Raw genomic sequence first — 15,592 nt, forward strand, 5'->3', positions numbered from 1 at the left:
TTCCGGCTACGCGGTGAAAGCGTCGGCCACCCCCGGCTCCGGCCCCACATACCGTGCCACCGGTCGGATGATCTTCGAGTCCGTCGCCTGTTCCAGGATGTTGGCGCTCCAGCCGATCGCGCGGGCCGCCGCGAACGTGGGGGTGAACATCTCGCGCGGCAGGCCGCACAGTTCCATGACCACGCCCGCGTAGAACTCGACGTTGGTGTGGAGTTCGCGGCCGGGCTTCAGCTCGGCGAGTATCCGCTCGACGTGGCGTTCGACCTCTACGGCGAACTCGACCCGGGGGCCGCCGAAGTCCTGGGCGATCTGGCGGAGCATCCGGGAACGCGGGTCCTCCGTACGGTAGACCGCGTGCCCGAAGCCCATCACCCGGTCACCGGCGAGGACCCGTGCGCGGATCCACGGGTCGATCCGGTCCGGCGTCGCGATCGCGTCCAGGGTGTCCAGCGCGCGGCTCGGCGCACCCCCGTGCAGCGGCCCGGACAGGGCTCCGACGGCACCTACGAGGCAGGCCGCGACATCCGCACCCGTCGACGCGATGACGCGCGCGGTGAATGTTGATGCATTGAATCCATGATCAATGGTTGAGATCAAGTATTGCTCGACCGCACGCGCCTGCCGGGGATCCGGTTCCGCGCCCGTCAGCATGTAGAGGTAATTGGCCGCGTACGACAGGTCCTCGCGAGGTTCCACCGGGTCGAGCCCCCGACCCAGCCGGTACAGAGCCGTGAGCAGCGTCGGTACGGCCGCGCAGGCGGCGACCGTGTCGGCGCGACGCCGGTCCGCATCGATGTCGTAGACCGGCCGGAATCCCTTGGCGGCGCCGAGCAGCGAGAGGGCGGTGCGCAGGCCGGCCAGCGGGCCGGACGTGCCGCTCGCCGCGGCCACCGCGGGCAGGGCCGTCCGGACCTCGGCGGGCAGGCGCCGGAGCGCGGCGGTCTCGGCGGCGAAGGCGGCCGCGCGCTCCGGGTCCGGCAGTTCACCGTGGATCAGGAGGTGCCAGACGTCCTCGAAGCCACGGGTGCGGGCGAGTTCGACCGCCGAGTACTGGCGGTAGTGGTAGAAGCCCTCGCTCCCCCGGACGTCGCCGACCTCGGTGTCGGTGACGACGACGCCGGCGAGCCCGCGCGGCACCTCGACAAGGGCCGACGCACTCCTGTTGACGGTCATGACCTGCCTCCGCTTTCCTCCTTGAACTTGATTCGACTGTCCATCATTGACGATACGGCTGTCAATATTGATTGAATCAACCGTCTAGCTCCGCGAACACGATGAACGCCGGTTGCGGAACACGCGTCTCCGTCAGCGGGGACAGCGCCCCGTCGTCGCCGTCGACCGCGTACGAGCGCACCAGGTCGGCCGGCCGGTCGGCGACGAGCAGGAACGTGCCCGACGGATCGAAGGTGAAGCTGCGGGCCGCGACGCCCGGGTGGAGGGAGCGGGCGATGCGGACGTCTCCCGCGCGAGTGAGCGTGCCGTCGTCGGCGACGCGGAACCAGGCGACGGAGTCCTCCCCGCGGTTGTTGACGTAGACGAACCTGCCGTTCGGGTGGACCCGTACCTCGGCGGGTTCGTTCAGGCCCCGGTGGTCCGGCGCGGCGGTCGGGACCTGGTCGAGCGGGCGCAGCCGGCCCGACTTCCGGTCGAACGCGAACGACGCCAGGCCGGACGAGAACTCGCAGGTGACATAGACCCGGCCGGAGCCGGGGTCGAAGGCGATGTGGCGAGGGCCCGTCTCCGGCGGGCACGTGTACGTGTGCACGAGGTCGAGCGTGTCGCCGAGCGCGTGCACGAGGATGCGGTCGGTGCCCTTGTCGGCCACCAGCACATACCGGCCGGAGGGGTCGACGACCGCACAGTGCGCGTGGGCGCTCGACTGGGCGTGTCCGCCGGCCTGCGGCGAGGAGTTCGGGTCCGGGCCGTGGCCGGGCAGCACCCGTACGTCCCGGAGCTCGCCGATCCGGCCGTCCGGTTCCAGGCCGTAGAGCAGCACGGTCGAGTCGTCGTAGAGATACCCCACGGTCCAGGTGCCGTCGTCCGCGCGGAAGACGTGTTCCACGTGGTCGAAGTCGCCGTGGTTGGCGGTCACCAGGACGCCCCGGTGCTCGTCGAGTGCGAGGTAGGTGGGCCGGGGGCCGGGCGCGGGGCGGGAGTTGAGCCAGGTGAGGCCGCCGTCCCGGGCGGACACGGACAGAGCGTGCACGCTCGCGGGCGGCTCGACCGGGCCACGGCCGTCGTTCTTGCGCTCGTCCACCGCGTACAGCGTCCGGGTCGACGGGGAGTAGGCGAGGTAGCCGGCTTCCCGGGGTTCGGTGACTCTGCTCAGCGGCGTGAGCTTTCCGCCGTCCGGGCTCACGGCGAGCGCGGTGATGCCACCCGCGCCGGCGTCGGAGGAGCTGCCGTAGCTGCCGATGTAGGCGATGAGGCGAGGTGTCGGTTCCGTGGTACTCATGCGGCCAGCAGCCTCCGCAGCATCTCCTGGTGACGGCGGACCTGGTCCACCTCGTCCATCAGGTCTTCCCTGCCCCGGTCCTGTGAGTAACGCTGTCCCTCGTACTCGGAATTGACGTAACCGTCGAAACCGCCGTCCTTGAGGGCGCCGATCGCGGCCTCGTAGTCGATCGCGATCTCCTGGTACTCCCCCGGCCGGTCCGGCACCGGGGACATGTGGTTGAACTTGCCGTGGACGTGGGTGACGTGCGGCGCGAGCTCCCTGAGGGTGTCCGCCGAGGTCCGGGAGAGGGTGAGCGCCTCCGCCACGACCCTGTATTCGGCCTCCTTCGGGCCCTCGACGCGTTCGTCCGTGAAACGCTTCACGCCCTCGAACGCCTCGGCGAACACCGCCTCACCGGTCCCCTTCGTCAGGAACCGGTTGAACTCGGAGCGCAGGTTGCCGGCCGTGTGCCGGGCCATGTCGACGAGGTCGAACGGTGCCTCGCCCCGGCGGATCCGCAGCGCCAGCTCCACGGAGGCCTCGCAGGCCTCGCGCCGGGCACCGCGCCGCTCGAACCAGGCCAGCTGCACCTCCGAGGCCCGGAACTGGAAGATGCCCAGGTCGGGCACGATCCCCAGGTGCCTGGTCCCGGTGCGCTCCACGACGTCGAGGATCTCGCCGACCTCCCGGCCCTCCAGGGTCATCGGCTGGTGGATCTCCTTGCCGAGCCTGATGTCGAGCGTCTCGGCGAGCGGCAGTGCGGAGACGAGCACCTCGATCGGTACGACGGACAGGACCCGTACGTTGGTGAAGCCGAGGGACTTCGCCAGGCTGATGTCGTGGCGGAGCCGGTCGGCGCACTCCTCGACGGTCATGACGTGGTCGCGGAACTGCAGGACGTCCATGCCGACGTCCATGGCGACGGGCCTGGTGCCGTAGGTCTCCATCCACTCGCACCACTGGCGCCGGAAGTCGTCGCCCGGGTCCGGGTAGCGCAGGGACATCTCGTCGACGAGCTCGATGCCGTCGGCGCCGCCGAGGTTCCGGCCGACCTCTCGGATCTGCGCATGCAGGTCCAGCTCCTTGAAGAACTGGGCCTGCTGGTAGCTGTACAGCGACACACCGCGCTGGATGGCCATCAGTTCTCCTCCGTCTCGGCGAGGTCCGTCTCGGCAAGGTCCGTCTCGGTGAGGTCCGTCTCGGTGAGGTCGAGCGTGTAGGCGACGATGTCGGGGGCCTTGTCGGAGCCCGCTCCGGAACCCGGCTTCGGCGGGTGCTTCACCCATTCCTCGTCGGTGGGCAGGTAGCCGTAGGCGGCCAGGACGGACTGCTGGAAGCGGACCCTGTGTCCGCCGGGGGCGAGTCCGCCGGGGGCGGCGACGTGCAGGATCGCCTCGTCGTCGTAGTCCCAGTGTTCGTGGACGGCGGTGCGGATCTCGTCGAAGGTCCGGGGCGGTCGGGCGTTGATCTCGAAGGTCTGGGCGGTCGTGGGGTACTCGGTCCCGTCGACCTCGATGTAGTAGCCGTTGTGGAGGGAGAGGTAGCAGCCGCGGTAGTTGGCGTGGCGGACGGCGAGCGTGAAGCCCACCGTCCGGCCGTCGCGGGCCTCGTTGCGCAGGCTGTCGGGGCGGATCAAGAAGTTTTCGAACATTCCTTGCACCAGGTGGGGTCGCGGGGTGATCAGAGGCGGGTGATCGCAGACGGCGTGGTCAGCGGTGGCGGTGGAGCGATCCGTCCGCGTGCTCGCGGGCGATGAACTCGCAGGCGCGTGCGGTGAGGGCCATGATCGTCAGGGTCGGGCCGACCCCGCCGTTCGACACGTAGCAACTGGCGTCCGTGGCGAAGAGGTTGGGGACGTCCCAGGCCTGGTTGTGTGCGTTGAGGACGGACTTGGCCGGGTCGTCGCCCATCCGGGCACCGCCGCACTCGTGGATCGCCGCGCCCATCGCCAGGCTCCGCTTGATCCCGAGCCGGAAGACCGCCCGGCTGACCGGGTCGGCGTCGGGCCAGATCTTCCTGGAGTCCAGGCCGAGCGCGGAGGCCGCGAAGTTGACGCGGTATCCGCTCGCCTCGGCCATCTCGCGCAGGCCGCGGACCTGGGCGCGCATCAGGGCCCGCTCGTTGTCGGTGATCCCGAGGTGGATCCGCGGGATGGGGATGCCCCAGGCGTCGGTGCGGCGCGCATGCAGCGTGATGCGGTTGTCGTAGTACGGCAGCATCTCGCCGAACCCCATCAGGCCGACGACACCGCCGGCGCCCTCCGGGACGGGCATCCGGCCTATCGTGCCCTGCACCGACCAGCCGCGGGCGAACGCGGAGTTGGCGGTCTTCGCGTCGACGTTGTCGAAGTGCGGGATGTAGACGCCGCCGATCGGCGGGTAGTACGGGTCCGGCGGCGCGGGGTCCTCCGTCGCCTCGGCCCCGGGGTGGTGCGGATCGTCGCCGAACAGCAGGCTGGGGGTCTGGTCCATGAAGTAGTGGCCCAGCAGGCCGGAGGAGTTGGCCAGTCCGGTGGGGTGTGCGGTGCCGCCGGAGTTGAGCAGCAGCCGGACCGTCTCGATGGCCGACGCGCACATCACCACGACGTCCGCGTAGACGCGGTGCTCGGTCCTGGTGTTCCGGTCGATGAAGACCGCGCCGTCGGCGAGGCCCGTCCTCGGGTTGACCGTGATCCTGTGCACGATCGCGTCCGTGCGCGTGGTCAGCCGTCCGGTCGCGCGGGCCGCGACGATCCCGAGCGGGACCCGGTGCAGGTTGGGGGCCGCGTAGCGCCAGGGCACGACGTGGCGGTTCGCCCAGCGGCCCTCGACCGTGGCCTTGAACTCCTTCTCCGCCGTGGTCAGCGGCGACGGCCCGCGGTAGTTGCCGTCCGGCAGGTTGGGCAGCCCGTCGGCGGTGCCGTAAAGACCCGTGAACTCCTCGACCCGGTCGTAGTACGGGGCGAGGTCCGCGTAGGAGAAGGGCCAGTCCTCGCCGTGCCCGTCGCGTGACGCGGCCTTGAACTCGTGGTCGGAGGAGCGCAGCAGCACACGTCCGTAGGCGTGCAGGCGGCCGCCGAGCTGGCGGCCCCGGATCCACAGGAACTCGCTGTCGGAGGCGTACGGGTGCTGCCAGTCGTTGACGAGGAACGGGCTGGTCTGGTCCTTGAACATGGCCCGGCGGGCCTGGATGTACTGCCCCCGCAGGCCGGAGCGGAGCCGGCCGCCGAGGCCGATGCTCATCGCCTTGGGCGCCGACGGGGGTGCCGGGGTGAAGTCCGCCTCCGAGATGTCGCGGCCGGCCTCCAGGAGGAGCACCTCCAGGCCGCGTTCGGTCAGTTCCTTGACGGCGATGCTGCCGGCCGCGCCGGAGCCGACGACCAGGGCGTCGTAGCGCTTGTCGAGGGACGTCATGCCCGGCACCCGCCTTCGGCTGTCACGTCGTGGATGTCATGTGTCCTGTGCACAGTGCTTCGGTTCTCTCTGCTGCGAGGTCGCGGTCCGCCCGCCGGGCGGCTCCGCATGGACGGCGACGGCGGTGGTCGCCGTCGGGCCGCGGACCTCGCGCAGACCGAGCCGTCTGCTGCGTTCCCAGGCGCCGAGGGCGGGCGCCGGGACCGGACGGGGTGCCGTGCGCGGCGGCTTGCGGTCGGAGGCGTCGACTGGCTGCGGCATGGTCTCCACCTGTTCCCTCTCCGCTCGCTGGTCTGTTCCCGTCCGGTCCGGCATGGCCTCCCTCACGCCGGAAGGGGCCCGGCCCTCATGCCGGAAGGGGCCCGGCCTCCTGGTCGCGGGGTTGGCGGAACAGGAGCCCCCAGAGCAGGGCCGCGAGCGCCGCCGTGGCGATGGGCAGGGACCAGACGGCGGTCCAGTCGCCGGGGGTGCCGTGTGCGCCCACGGTCGCGTTGTAGATCTCGCCGGAGACGAACGAGCCGATGAAGGCGCCGATGCCGGAGACGACGAGGATGAGCATCCCCTGGGCCTGGGCGGCGAGTTCGACCGGCGCGACCTGGCCGATGTACATGGCGGCGAGGACGAGGAAGAAGTCGTTGCAGATGCCCTGGAGCACGATCGCCGTGATCGCGAGCCAGTTGCCGCTGTTCGCCGCCTCGATGAAGAGGACGAACCGCACGCCCCACATGCACATGCCGGCGAAGATGGCCCACTTCATCCCGAAGCGCTTGAGCATGAACGGGATGGTGACGATGAAGGCGACCTCGGAGGCCTGTCCGAGGGCGAGCACACCGGCGACGTTGCTGATCCCGAGAGCTCCGAGGTAGGTGGACGCGTAGGTGTTGTAGACGCCGAGCGAGACGGAGGTGAGCACGGCGCAGCCCATCAGCACGGCGAAGTTGCGGTGGCGCAGCAGCCGGAAGGCCTTGGCGCCCACCAGGTCGCCGAGGTCGAAGCGCACGCCCCGCGCGGGTGGCGGGGTGGCCGGCAGCGTGAAGGAGTAGAGGCCCAGGGCGAAGCCGGCGACGGCCGTCACGTAGAAGACGCCGACCGAGGCCGACAGGCCGAGCCAGCCCACGGCGAACCCGGCCACCACCCAGCCCACCGTGCCGAAGACCCGGATGTAGGGGAAGTGCCGCTTGTCCGAGCCGAGGTGCCGGAAGGCGATGGCGTTCGCCAGGCCGAGGGTGGGCTGGAAGAACAGCATGTAGACGAAGATCAGGGCGAGGGCGAGGGTGCCGTTCCCGGCGCGTACGACGGCCGGCAGAGTCAGCATGACAGCGCCGCCTGCCAGATGTGCGACGCCGAGGCCCTTCTGCGAGGGGAGGAAGCGGTCTCCGATGGCGCCGAGCAGCATCGGGGAGACGATCGCGGCGACCGCCGCCAGGGTGTAGGCCGTGCCGATGACGGAGGCCAGGCCGTTCGTGGCGAGGACCAGGCCGAAGGTGGCGAACCAGGAGCCGAAGACCACGAATTCGAGCAGCATCATCACGACGAGCTGTACGAATGTCTTCCTGTTGCCGCTGTGCGACTCTTCGGCCGCCGCAGGGGAGGGTGCGGCCGACTGTGACGCCTCATCAAAGCTCGTCGGGTGACTCATCATTGAGATCCTTTTGACAACCATTCGAGTTCTGAACGTTCTCCCACCGATGAAGAGGGTCGACCCAGTCGACTTCCGGGTGGTTTTCAGCGATCAGTGCCCGCAAGGGGGATGTTGTCGCGCCACAGGGGCCCGCTGCCCCGCGCGCCGAGCGCGTCTCGCGCTTACCAATAAGCGTCCCGCTTGGTGCGCGGCGGAGTCTGTTGCACTCCGCGACGCCCTAGCTCCCGGTTATCGTATGATTTCCGCAGTGTTTGTCAACGATTTCAGTCGCGACTATTCAGATCTCGAATGATTTGCGGTTGACGAGCGGCTTTCGAGGGCTTCGACCAGGCGGGAAGCGTGCTGACGCCCTGTCCGGTCTCCGCGAGTACGGCGGCGACTCCGCCGAACAGGGTCGCGTCGTCGCCGAGCCTGGCCGGGCAGACCCGGATCGACGGGGACACGGCGCGCAGGCTGTGCATCTCCACCGACGACTGAATACCGTCGAACACCAGGGCGCCCGCCTCGCTCAGCGTCCCGCCGACGGCGATCACGCTCGGCGCCATGAGCTTGGCGGTGCTGGCGAAGGCCCGCCCCAGATGGCGCCCTGCCTCGTACAGCACCCGGCGGCAGGCGGGGTCGCCGCGGCGTGCGCCGTCGACGACCTCGCGCAGGCTGCCTCGGGAGCTTCCGGACGCTTCGAGCGCGAGCAGGATCGACCGCTCGGACACGAACGTGGTGAGGCAGCCACGGCTGCCGCAGAAGCAGACCGGGCCGCCGGGCTCCAGGACGATATGGCCGATCTCGCCGGCCAGGCCGTCGCCGCCGCGGTAGATCCGGCCGTCGATGACGAGCCCGCCGCCGACCCCCGCGGCGCACATGACGTAGAGGAAGTCCGCGGCGCCCTGGCCCGCTCCCCAGGTCCATTCGGCCAGGGCGGCGAGGTTGGCGTCGTTCTCCGCGATCACGGGGATGCCGAGGTCGTCCTCCAGGGTCTTGGCGACCGGGAGGTCCGTCCACTCGGGGAACTGCAGCCGCGCCCAGGACGCGACGGCGCCGGTGGCGCGGGCGAGGGGGGCCTGCATGCCGACGGCGACACCCGCGAAGTCCCGCGGGCCGAGGCCGGCCTCGGCGGTCAGGGAGCGCACCATGTCGACGACGAGCGCGGGGCTGCCGCCCTCCCCCTGCAACGGCACACAGGCGTCGAGCCGGACCCGGCCGCCGAAGTCGAAGAGCGCGGCGCGCATGGCGGCGACGTTCACCTGTACGGCGACGACGGCGGCGTGGCTCGCGACCAGGGCGACGAGCGACTCCCGGCCGTTGACCGGCCGTACCTCGGCCACTCCGTCCGCACGCAGCGTCTTGACGATGGCGTTCACCGTCGCCGGCGACAGTTGCGTCCGGCGGGCCAGGGCCGCCTGCGAGGAGGGGCCGTCCAGGCGCAGGGCGTCGAGCACCCGCCGCACGTTCCCCTGCCGGACGCCGGACGCCGACCTGGCCGACCTGGCCGGCTTGGCCGACTCGGCCGACCTGGCATCGCCGCCGCCGCGCGGTGTGCTGCCGTGCGATGCGCTGCTGTGCGGTGTGCCGCTGTCATCCTCGCCGTGAGCCACGGGACGACGATACGACCCGCCGATCGCGCCCCGCACCAGACGTCCGCACCAGGCGAAACCGGCCGGCGCCGGGCGGGGGGCGACCGAGTGGGGTCACTGGTTGCTGAACGCCGAGTCGAAGGCCGCCTTCGGCAGCGGCCACAGGGCGGAGCGGATCCGGCCGACGGCCTCCGCCGCGCCGTGCAGCCGGTCCATGCCCGCGTCCTCCCACTCCACCGAGACAGGGCCGTCGTAGCCGATGGCGGCCAGCGCGCGGAAGGCGTCCTCCCAGGGCATGTCGCCGTGGCCGACGGAGACGAAGTCCCAGCGCCGGCGCGGGTCGCCCCAGGGCAGGTGCGAGCCGAGGATCCCGGCGCGCCCGTACGGCGGCCGGACCCGGGTGTCCTTGCAGTCCACGTGGTAGATGCGGTCCGCGAAGTCCGTGATGAAGCCGACGGGGTCGACGCCCTGCCAGATCATGTGCGAGGGGTCCCAGTTGAAGCCGAAGGCCGGGCGGCGGCCGATCGCTTCGAGGGTGCGCTCGCTGGTCCAGTAGTCGTAGGCGATCTCGGACGGGTGGACCTCGTGGGCGAAGCGCACGCCCTCGGCGTCGAAGACGTCGAGGATCGGGTTCCAGCGGCGCGCGAAGTCCTCGTACCCCTCGTCGATCACCGCCTGGGAGACCGGCGGGAACATCGCCACGTACTTCCAGATCTTCGAGCCGGTGAACCCGACGACGGTGTCGGCGCCGAGCCTGCGGGCGACCCGGGCGGCGCGTTTCATGTCCTCGGCCGCGCGCTGCCGGACGCCCTCCGGGTCGCCGTCGCCCCAGACCTCCGGGCGCAGGATCGCCTGGTGCCGGAAGTCGATCGGGTCGTCGCACACGGCCTGGCCGCCGAGGTGGTGGGAGATCGCCCAGACCTTCAGCCCGTACCGCTCCAGGATCGCCTGGCGCTGAGGCAGGTAGTCGGGGTCGGCCTCGGCACGGGCCAGGTCCAGGTGGTCGCCGGAGGCCGCGATCTCCAGGCCGTCGTACCCCCACTCGCCCGCCAGCCGCGCCACCTCCTCGAACGGCAGATCCGCCCACTGACCGGTGAAGAGGGTGACCGGCTGCCGGGCCGGTTCCTGGCCCTGTGCCTGGCTCTGGTTCATGTGCAGCCTCCTTGGCGTTCCGGACACTTTAGCTTACGGTGAGCAAAAGTCGACCTTGCTGGAGTCATCACTCTCCGTTTTTTCGACCCGTTCACGCGTTAGCTCCTCCAGAGGGGATCCCCGGAGGAGAGCCTCCGAGGGATGGCCTCCGGGGGAGAGAGAAGAGGTGTGTGTCATGCGCGTCGCTGTCATCGGTACCGGCTTCATGGGGGCCGTGCATACCCGGTCCGCACTCGTGGCGGGCGGCGAGTTGGTGGGCGTGGTCGGGTCGACGCCCGAGAAGGGCCGCCGGGCAGCCGCGGAGTTCGGGGCCGGCCAGGGCTTCGACTCGGTCGAGGACGTGCTGCGGCACGGGGTGGACGTGCTGCACGTGTGCACACCCAACGCTACGCACGCGGAGTTCTGCCGTGCGGCCCTCGCCGCCGGTGTCCCGGTCGTCTGCGAGAAGCCGCTGGCCACCGACGCCGCGACCGCACGCGAACTCACCGAACTGGCGGCGGAGCGCGGGCTGGTCACCGCCGTGCCCTTCGTGTACCGGTACTACGCGTCCGTACGTGAGGCACGTGACCGCATCCGGCAGCCGGGGCATCGGCCGCCCTGGCTGATCCACGGCAGCTACCTGCAGGACTGGCTCGCCGACACCGGGGCCACCAACTGGCGGGTCGACCCGGCGGACGGCGGCGCCACGCGCGCGTTCGGGGACATCGGCGTCCACTGGTGCGATCTCGCCGAGTTCGTGACCGGGCAGCGGATCACCCGGGTGAACGCGTCCTTCGCCCGCGCGGTCCCGGCCCGGCCGGGGGCGGACGGCACCCCGCGCCCCGTCGAGACCGAGGACGGCGCGGTCGTACTCCTCGAAACCGACGCCGGCGCGATCGGATCGGTGGTGGTCAGCCAGGTCTCCGCCGGGTACAAGAACGCACTGTCGTTCTCCTTCGACGGGCCGGACGCCAGCTACGCGTTCCGCCAGGAGACCCCCGAGTCGCTGTGGATCGGCGGCCGCGACGCCAACGAGGTGCTGCTGCGCGACCCGAACCGGGCAGGGGCCCCCACCGGACGGGCGGCCCGCCTGCCGTCCGGGCATCCGCAGGGCTACTACGAGGCCTTCGCCGACTTCGTCGCAGACGCCTACGCGGCGATCCGCGGCGAGCAGGTCAGCGGGATGCCGTCCTTCGCCGACGGGCTGCGCGCGGCCGAGATCGCCCGGGCGGTCGTCGACTCGGCCCGCGGCGGCGGCTGGGTCGACGTGCCGACGGCGGAGAAGGTCCGGTCCGCATAGCCGTCGGGGCCGTTCAAGGAGGACGAGCGGACGGCCGGCTCAGCGCGCCCCCGCCAGCGGCACGTCGAGAGGGAACGGCTCGGTGAAGTCGCCGGTGCGTGCGCGGATCCCGCGAGGGCTCCCGTGCCGGAGCCACTGGTCGAGCAGCTCCGGGTGCAACAACTCGTCGATGGCCAGGGCCGCCGCTCCGACGACGCCCTCGGAACGGTCCAGGGCGACCCGGTCGATGACCAGTTCGTCGGTGGCCAGCGGCAGCGACCGTCTGGCCACGACCTCCGCGACGGGGTCCCGGAACACGTCGCCCGCCTGCGCCAGCACGCCGGCGAGGTAGACCGTCGACGGGTTGAAGACACTGACGAGCGTCGCCAGCTGCCCGCCGACCAGCTCACCCGCCCTGGTGACGAGTTCGGTGCTGACCCGGTCACCGGCCAGGCAGCCGTCGAGCACGTCGGTGACGGCCAGCGGTGCGTCCGTGCGCTCCAGACGCTCGGCCAGGAAAGCGCTCCGCCCCTCCAGGGCCGCCGCACGTGCGTCACGGGTGAGGGCCCAGCCGCCCGCGAACGCCTCGAGGCAACCGAACTTGCCGCACCGGCACCGGTGGCGGGACTCCTCGGCGACGATGGTGTGCCCGAGGTCGCCTGCCGCGCCGCGCGCGCCCCGGTGCAGCCGCCCCCTGGACATCAGGCCCAGGCCGATCCCGGTGCTCGCCTTCACGAGCAGGATGTTGTCGCCCGCAGCCGCCCGGGTCCGGCTCCAGGCGCCCAGCGCCATCAGGTTGGCGTCGTTGTCGACCCAGGCCGGCACGTCGTAGTGGGCTTCGAGCCGGTCCCGGAGCGGGAAACCGTGCCAGCCGGCCATGATCGGCGGCTGCACGGGCGTCCCGCGCGCGAAGTCGACCGGCCCGGGTACCCCCACGCACACGCCCCACAGGCGCTCCCGCAGCTCCGGGCTCAGCAGCCGCCCCGCCACGTCGACCAGTGTGGCCAGGGACGTCTCGGGGCCCGACTCGATGTCCCACGGCACCCGCCGGTCGGCGAGCACGGTCCCGTCGAGGTCGGTCACCGCGGCGTTCAGGTGGGTGGCGCCGAACACCGCGCCGAGGACGACACCTCGGCCGGAGGCGATCCGCAGGATGCGGGAGGGCCGTCCGCCGGTGGAGGGTGCCGGCTCGCCCTCGGCCACGAGGCCGACCCGGATCGCGTGGTCCACCCGCTGCGTGATGATCGTCCGGCCCAGCCCGGTCTGCCGGCCGAGGTCGGGCCTGGTCACGGCCGCTCCGCTCCTGATCAGGCTCAGGACCAGGGAGAGGGTACGGGTGTGGTCGGTCATGCAGTGAGCTTATGGTCCCGGCGACCTCCGCGACCTCCACGAGCGCCTACCTCCGCGACCACGAGCGCCGCCCTTCGGGACCTCCACGAGCGCCGACCCCCACGACCTCCGCGACCGTCGGCCCCCACCGCACTCCGGGTCCGCCGGCGCAGCACCGCGTGCGAAGCTGACCGCATGGAAACGTCACCCGACCGGCTCGGCGAGATGCCGCCGTTGAGCGACCGCGCGACACCGGCCTACCCCATCGCCTCGGTCGAGAACACGCTGCGCATCCTCCTGCTGCTGCGTGAGCGCGACCGCCTGACCCTCGCTGACGTCGCCGCCGAACTGGGTATCGCCCGCTCCAGCGCACACCGCCTGATGGCGATGCTGTCCTACTACGACTTCGTACGACAGGACTCGGCATCGCGTTCCTTCCGGCCCGGCGCCGCACTGATCGACGTCGGTCTGTCCGCCGTACGCGCCCTCGACATCCGGGTCCTGGCCAGGCCGGTGCTCACCGAGCTCGCCGCGTCCACCGAGATGACCGCCCACCTCGCCCTCCCCCGGGGCCGGGACGTCCTCTACGTCGACGGGGTCGAGAGCCGCCGGACCATCAGGGCGGCGCTGCGCACCGGGGACACGCTGCCGGCCCATGTCACGGGCGTGGGAAAGGCGCTGCTGGCGACCCTCACCGACGACAGGTTGCGCCAGCTGTACCGGGACGCGCCGCCGCAGGCCGTCACCGACCGGTCCGTCTCCACCGTGGAGGGCCTGCTGACGGAGATGCGGGCGGCGCGGGCGGCCGGATACGCCGTCAACCGCGGCGAGAGCGAGCCCGGAGTGCTGTCCGTCGGAGTGGCCGTCAGCCTGCCGGAGCCTGGCATGTTCGCCGGTATCGGCCTGGTCTGCCCGGAGTTCTCGGTCGATGCCGAGTGGGAGTCGCGCATCGGGACGCAGCTGAAGGCCGCGGCCGCCGAACTGACGAAAGAGATGAGCGCGTACCGCTTCTGAATCCTCCCGCCCTTTCCTGCCTCACCCTGGCTGCTTCTGAGGCCTCCTGACGCCTCCTGACGCCTGCTGATGTCTCCTGACGTCTTCTGGCGCCTGCTGAAGCGGCGCACGTCGCCGCGGCCGAGGACGAGGCCGGCGCATGCGGCGCCGGCGCCGGCGCCCAGGCCGTAAGAGGCGGGGCCGACAGCCCATGGGATTGGGACCGGTATGGGCCTCTGCCATGCCGACCGCGCCGGGCATCGCGGTGCCGATCTCCGCCCATTGTCCCGGGGCTCCCGGCACTCACCCGTGTTCCCGTCGCCGGCATCACCGGCTCCCGATTGTTGACAATTTCGCCGCCCGCACCTTGCGCAGGCATCCCACGTCACCTTACGGTTCTGGACAGCAGACCGGCATTCTGCTCATCAGACACGGAAAGGCGGGCCATGAGCCTCGAGAGCGTCGAGCAGGGCATCCAGCGGGCGGGCGGAGCGGTGGCACTGCTGCGGAACTCCCCGATCCGGCCGCACACCTTCCCGGTCGCGGCGGAGTTCACCAACTGGCGCACCGAGCAGCGGGCCTGGCGGGAGTCGGTCGCGTTGCTGGACCAGTCGCACCACATGACGGACCTGTACATCGAGGGCCCCGACGCGCTGCGGCTGCTGTCCGACCTCGGGGTGAACAGCTTCGCGAAGTTCGGCCCGGGCCGTGCGAAGCAGTACGTCGCCGTCAACCACGACGGTCACCTCATCGGCGACGCCGTCCTGTTCCACCTGGAGGAGAACCGGTTCGACCTCGTCGGCCACCCGATGGTCCTCGACTGGGTGCAGTACCACCTGGAGACGGGCGAGTACGACGCCACGACCGAGCGCGACGACAACTCCTACGACCGGGAGGCCGGGCGACCGCCCAAGGTGTACCGGTACGAGGTGCAGGGCCCGAACGCGGTCGCCCTGCTGGAGAAGGTCACCGGAGCCCCCGTACCGGCCGTGAAGTTCTTCCACATGACCACGCTCACCATCGCGGGCCGGCAGGTACGCGCCCTGCGGCACGGCATGGCCGGGCAGCCCGGTTTCGAGCTCTTCGGGCCGTGGGCGGAGGGCGAGGAGATCCGGGACGCCATCCTGGCCGCCGGGGACGAGTTCGGTCTGGTCCGGGCCGGCGCCAAGGCGTACTCCACCGCCAACCTGGAGTCGGCCTGGGTGCCCGCGCCGTTCCCGGCCGTCTTCTCCGGCGACCGGCTGAAGGGCTACCGCGAGTGGCTCTCCACCGCCGCGATGGGCTCGCTGGGCGGCTCGATGGACTCCGAGGACGTCACCGACTACTACGTGACGCCGTACGACATCGGCTACGGCGGCATCGTCGCGTTCGACCACGACTTCGTCGGCCGCGAGGCCCTGGAGGAGATCGCGAAGAACCCGCGCCGCACCAAGGTCACCCTGGTGTGGAACGCGGACGACGTCGCCGCCGCCATCGGCTCGCTGTACCGGTCCGGTGAACTGCCCGCCAAGTTCATCGAGTTCCCCAAGGCCCGATACGCCCTGCACCAGAGCGACAAGGTGCTCGCCGGCGGAGAGCTGGTCGGCATTTCCATGGATGTCGGCTACATAGCCAACGAACGGGCCATGGTCTCGCTGGCCACCGTCGACCTCGCCCACAGCGAGCCGGGCACCGAGGTCACCGTGGTGTGGGGCGAGAGCCCCAACTCGGCCAAGCCGGGCGTCGAGCCGCACCGCCAGGTGGAGATCCGCGCGACGGTGGCGCCGGCCCCCTACGTCGGGTTCGCGCGCGGCGCCTACCGCGACCGCTAGGACCGCT

At 71.2% G+C, this 15,592-nt stretch carries 13 protein-coding genes; 3 read left to right on the plus strand and 10 right to left on the minus strand.

Annotation, left to right across the window (positions count from 1 at the left end; genetic code table 11):
- Positions 1–6: 6 nt before the first annotated feature.
- From ACFWPS_RS39830 to ACFWPS_RS39870, 9 genes are all read right to left on the minus strand, one after another.
- Entirely contained in the window at positions 7–1,173 is a 1,167-nt protein-coding gene (locus tag ACFWPS_RS39830; RefSeq protein ID WP_383714957.1) for a citrate synthase, read from the minus strand.
- 76 nt (positions 1,174–1,249) lie between these two features.
- Positions 1,250–2,455, minus strand: coding sequence for a lactonase family protein (locus tag ACFWPS_RS39835; protein WP_383714960.1), 1,206 nt, complete (start codon positions 2,453–2,455; stop codon positions 1,250–1,252).
- On the minus strand, positions 2,452–3,576 hold the full coding sequence (locus ACFWPS_RS39840) for a TIM barrel protein (RefSeq protein ID WP_383714963.1): 1,125 nt from the start codon (positions 3,574–3,576) through the stop codon (positions 2,452–2,454). The genes ACFWPS_RS39835 and ACFWPS_RS39840 overlap by 4 nt, the downstream gene beginning before the upstream one ends.
- Entirely contained in the window at positions 3,576–4,088 is a 513-nt protein-coding gene (locus tag ACFWPS_RS39845; RefSeq protein WP_383714966.1) for a DUF6379 domain-containing protein, read from the minus strand. Before ACFWPS_RS39845 ends, ACFWPS_RS39840 begins: the two co-directional genes overlap by 1 nt.
- Before the next feature lie 58 nt (positions 4,089–4,146).
- The gene (locus ACFWPS_RS39850) at positions 4,147–5,829 is read right to left on the minus strand and encodes a GMC oxidoreductase (RefSeq protein WP_383714969.1); all 1,683 of its coding nucleotides are present in this window, start codon (positions 5,827–5,829) and stop codon (positions 4,147–4,149) included.
- 36 nt (positions 5,830–5,865) lie between these two features.
- Positions 5,866–6,090 (minus strand): hypothetical protein, encoded by a 225-nt coding sequence (locus ACFWPS_RS39855; RefSeq protein WP_383714972.1) that lies wholly within the window; start codon positions 6,088–6,090, stop codon positions 5,866–5,868.
- Between the two features lie 85 nt (positions 6,091–6,175).
- Positions 6,176–7,468 carry an MFS transporter gene (locus ACFWPS_RS39860; protein ID WP_383714975.1) on the minus strand — a complete coding sequence of 431 codons (1,293 nt, stop codon included), beginning with the start codon at positions 7,466–7,468 and terminating at the stop codon, positions 6,176–6,178.
- A 266-nt stretch (positions 7,469–7,734) separates the two neighbouring features.
- Positions 7,735–9,063, minus strand: coding sequence for an ROK family transcriptional regulator (locus ACFWPS_RS39865; RefSeq protein ID WP_383714977.1), 1,329 nt, complete (start codon positions 9,061–9,063; stop codon positions 7,735–7,737).
- A 93-nt stretch (positions 9,064–9,156) separates the two neighbouring features.
- Positions 9,157–10,194 (minus strand): sugar phosphate isomerase/epimerase family protein, encoded by a 1,038-nt coding sequence (locus ACFWPS_RS39870; RefSeq protein WP_383714980.1) that lies wholly within the window; start codon positions 10,192–10,194, stop codon positions 9,157–9,159.
- 175 nt (positions 10,195–10,369) lie between these two features.
- On the opposite strand from ACFWPS_RS39870, the gene ACFWPS_RS39875 reads away from it, so the two are divergent.
- Positions 10,370–11,473 carry a Gfo/Idh/MocA family protein gene (locus tag ACFWPS_RS39875; RefSeq protein ID WP_383714983.1) on the plus strand — a complete coding sequence of 368 codons (1,104 nt, stop codon included), beginning with the start codon at positions 10,370–10,372 and terminating at the stop codon, positions 11,471–11,473.
- Positions 11,474–11,512: 39 nt separating this feature from the next.
- Here ACFWPS_RS39875 and ACFWPS_RS39880 read toward each other — a convergent pair whose 3' ends face one another.
- Positions 11,513–12,802 (minus strand): ROK family protein, encoded by a 1,290-nt coding sequence (locus tag ACFWPS_RS39880; protein WP_383714985.1) that lies wholly within the window; start codon positions 12,800–12,802, stop codon positions 11,513–11,515.
- A gap of 174 nt (positions 12,803–12,976) precedes the next feature.
- On the opposite strand from ACFWPS_RS39880, the gene ACFWPS_RS39885 reads away from it, so the two are divergent.
- Together ACFWPS_RS39885 and ACFWPS_RS39890 are read left to right on the plus strand one after the other, a co-directional pair.
- Positions 12,977–13,795, plus strand: a complete 819-nt coding sequence (locus tag ACFWPS_RS39885) for an IclR family transcriptional regulator (RefSeq protein WP_383714988.1) — start codon at positions 12,977–12,979, stop codon at positions 13,793–13,795.
- A gap of 425 nt (positions 13,796–14,220) precedes the next feature.
- Positions 14,221–15,585: an aminomethyl transferase family protein gene (locus tag ACFWPS_RS39890; RefSeq protein WP_383714991.1), complete on the plus strand. Its 1,365-nt coding sequence runs from the start codon at positions 14,221–14,223 to the stop codon at positions 15,583–15,585.
- Positions 15,586–15,592: the final 7 nt, after the last annotated feature.

The sequence above is a fragment of the Streptomyces sp. NPDC058457 genome, assembly GCF_042720695.1.
Classification (GTDB): Bacteria; Actinomycetota; Actinomycetes; order Streptomycetales; family Streptomycetaceae; genus Streptomyces.

What these genes read in the sequence shown, in the direction of transcription:
- ACFWPS_RS39845 (WP_383714966.1), bottom strand. Translation starts at nt 4,088, where the DNA reads ATGTTCGAAAACTTCTTGATCCGCCCCGACAGCCTGCGCAACGAGGCC.
- ACFWPS_RS39890 (WP_383714991.1), top strand. Translation starts at nt 14,221, where the DNA reads ATGAGCCTCGAGAGCGTCGAGCAGGGCATCCAGCGGGCGGGCGGAGCG.
- ACFWPS_RS39830 (WP_383714957.1), bottom strand. Translation starts at nt 1,173, where the DNA reads ATGACCGTCAACAGGAGTGCGTCGGCCCTTGTCGAGGTGCCGCGCGGG.
- ACFWPS_RS39850 (WP_383714969.1), bottom strand. Translation starts at nt 5,829, where the DNA reads ATGACGTCCCTCGACAAGCGCTACGACGCCCTGGTCGTCGGCTCCGGC.
- ACFWPS_RS39855 (WP_383714972.1), bottom strand. Translation starts at nt 6,090, where the DNA reads ATGCCGCAGCCAGTCGACGCCTCCGACCGCAAGCCGCCGCGCACGGCA.
- ACFWPS_RS39875 (WP_383714983.1), top strand. Translation starts at nt 10,370, where the DNA reads ATGCGCGTCGCTGTCATCGGTACCGGCTTCATGGGGGCCGTGCATACC.
- ACFWPS_RS39870 (WP_383714980.1), bottom strand. Translation starts at nt 10,194, where the DNA reads ATGAACCAGAGCCAGGCACAGGGCCAGGAACCGGCCCGGCAGCCGGTC.
- ACFWPS_RS39885 (WP_383714988.1), top strand. Translation starts at nt 12,977, where the DNA reads ATGGAAACGTCACCCGACCGGCTCGGCGAGATGCCGCCGTTGAGCGAC.
- ACFWPS_RS39880 (WP_383714985.1), bottom strand. Translation starts at nt 12,802, where the DNA reads ATGACCGACCACACCCGTACCCTCTCCCTGGTCCTGAGCCTGATCAGG.
- ACFWPS_RS39840 (WP_383714963.1), bottom strand. Translation starts at nt 3,576, where the DNA reads ATGGCCATCCAGCGCGGTGTGTCGCTGTACAGCTACCAGCAGGCCCAG.
- ACFWPS_RS39860 (WP_383714975.1), bottom strand. Translation starts at nt 7,468, where the DNA reads ATGAGTCACCCGACGAGCTTTGATGAGGCGTCACAGTCGGCCGCACCC.
- ACFWPS_RS39835 (WP_383714960.1), bottom strand. Translation starts at nt 2,455, where the DNA reads ATGAGTACCACGGAACCGACACCTCGCCTCATCGCCTACATCGGCAGC.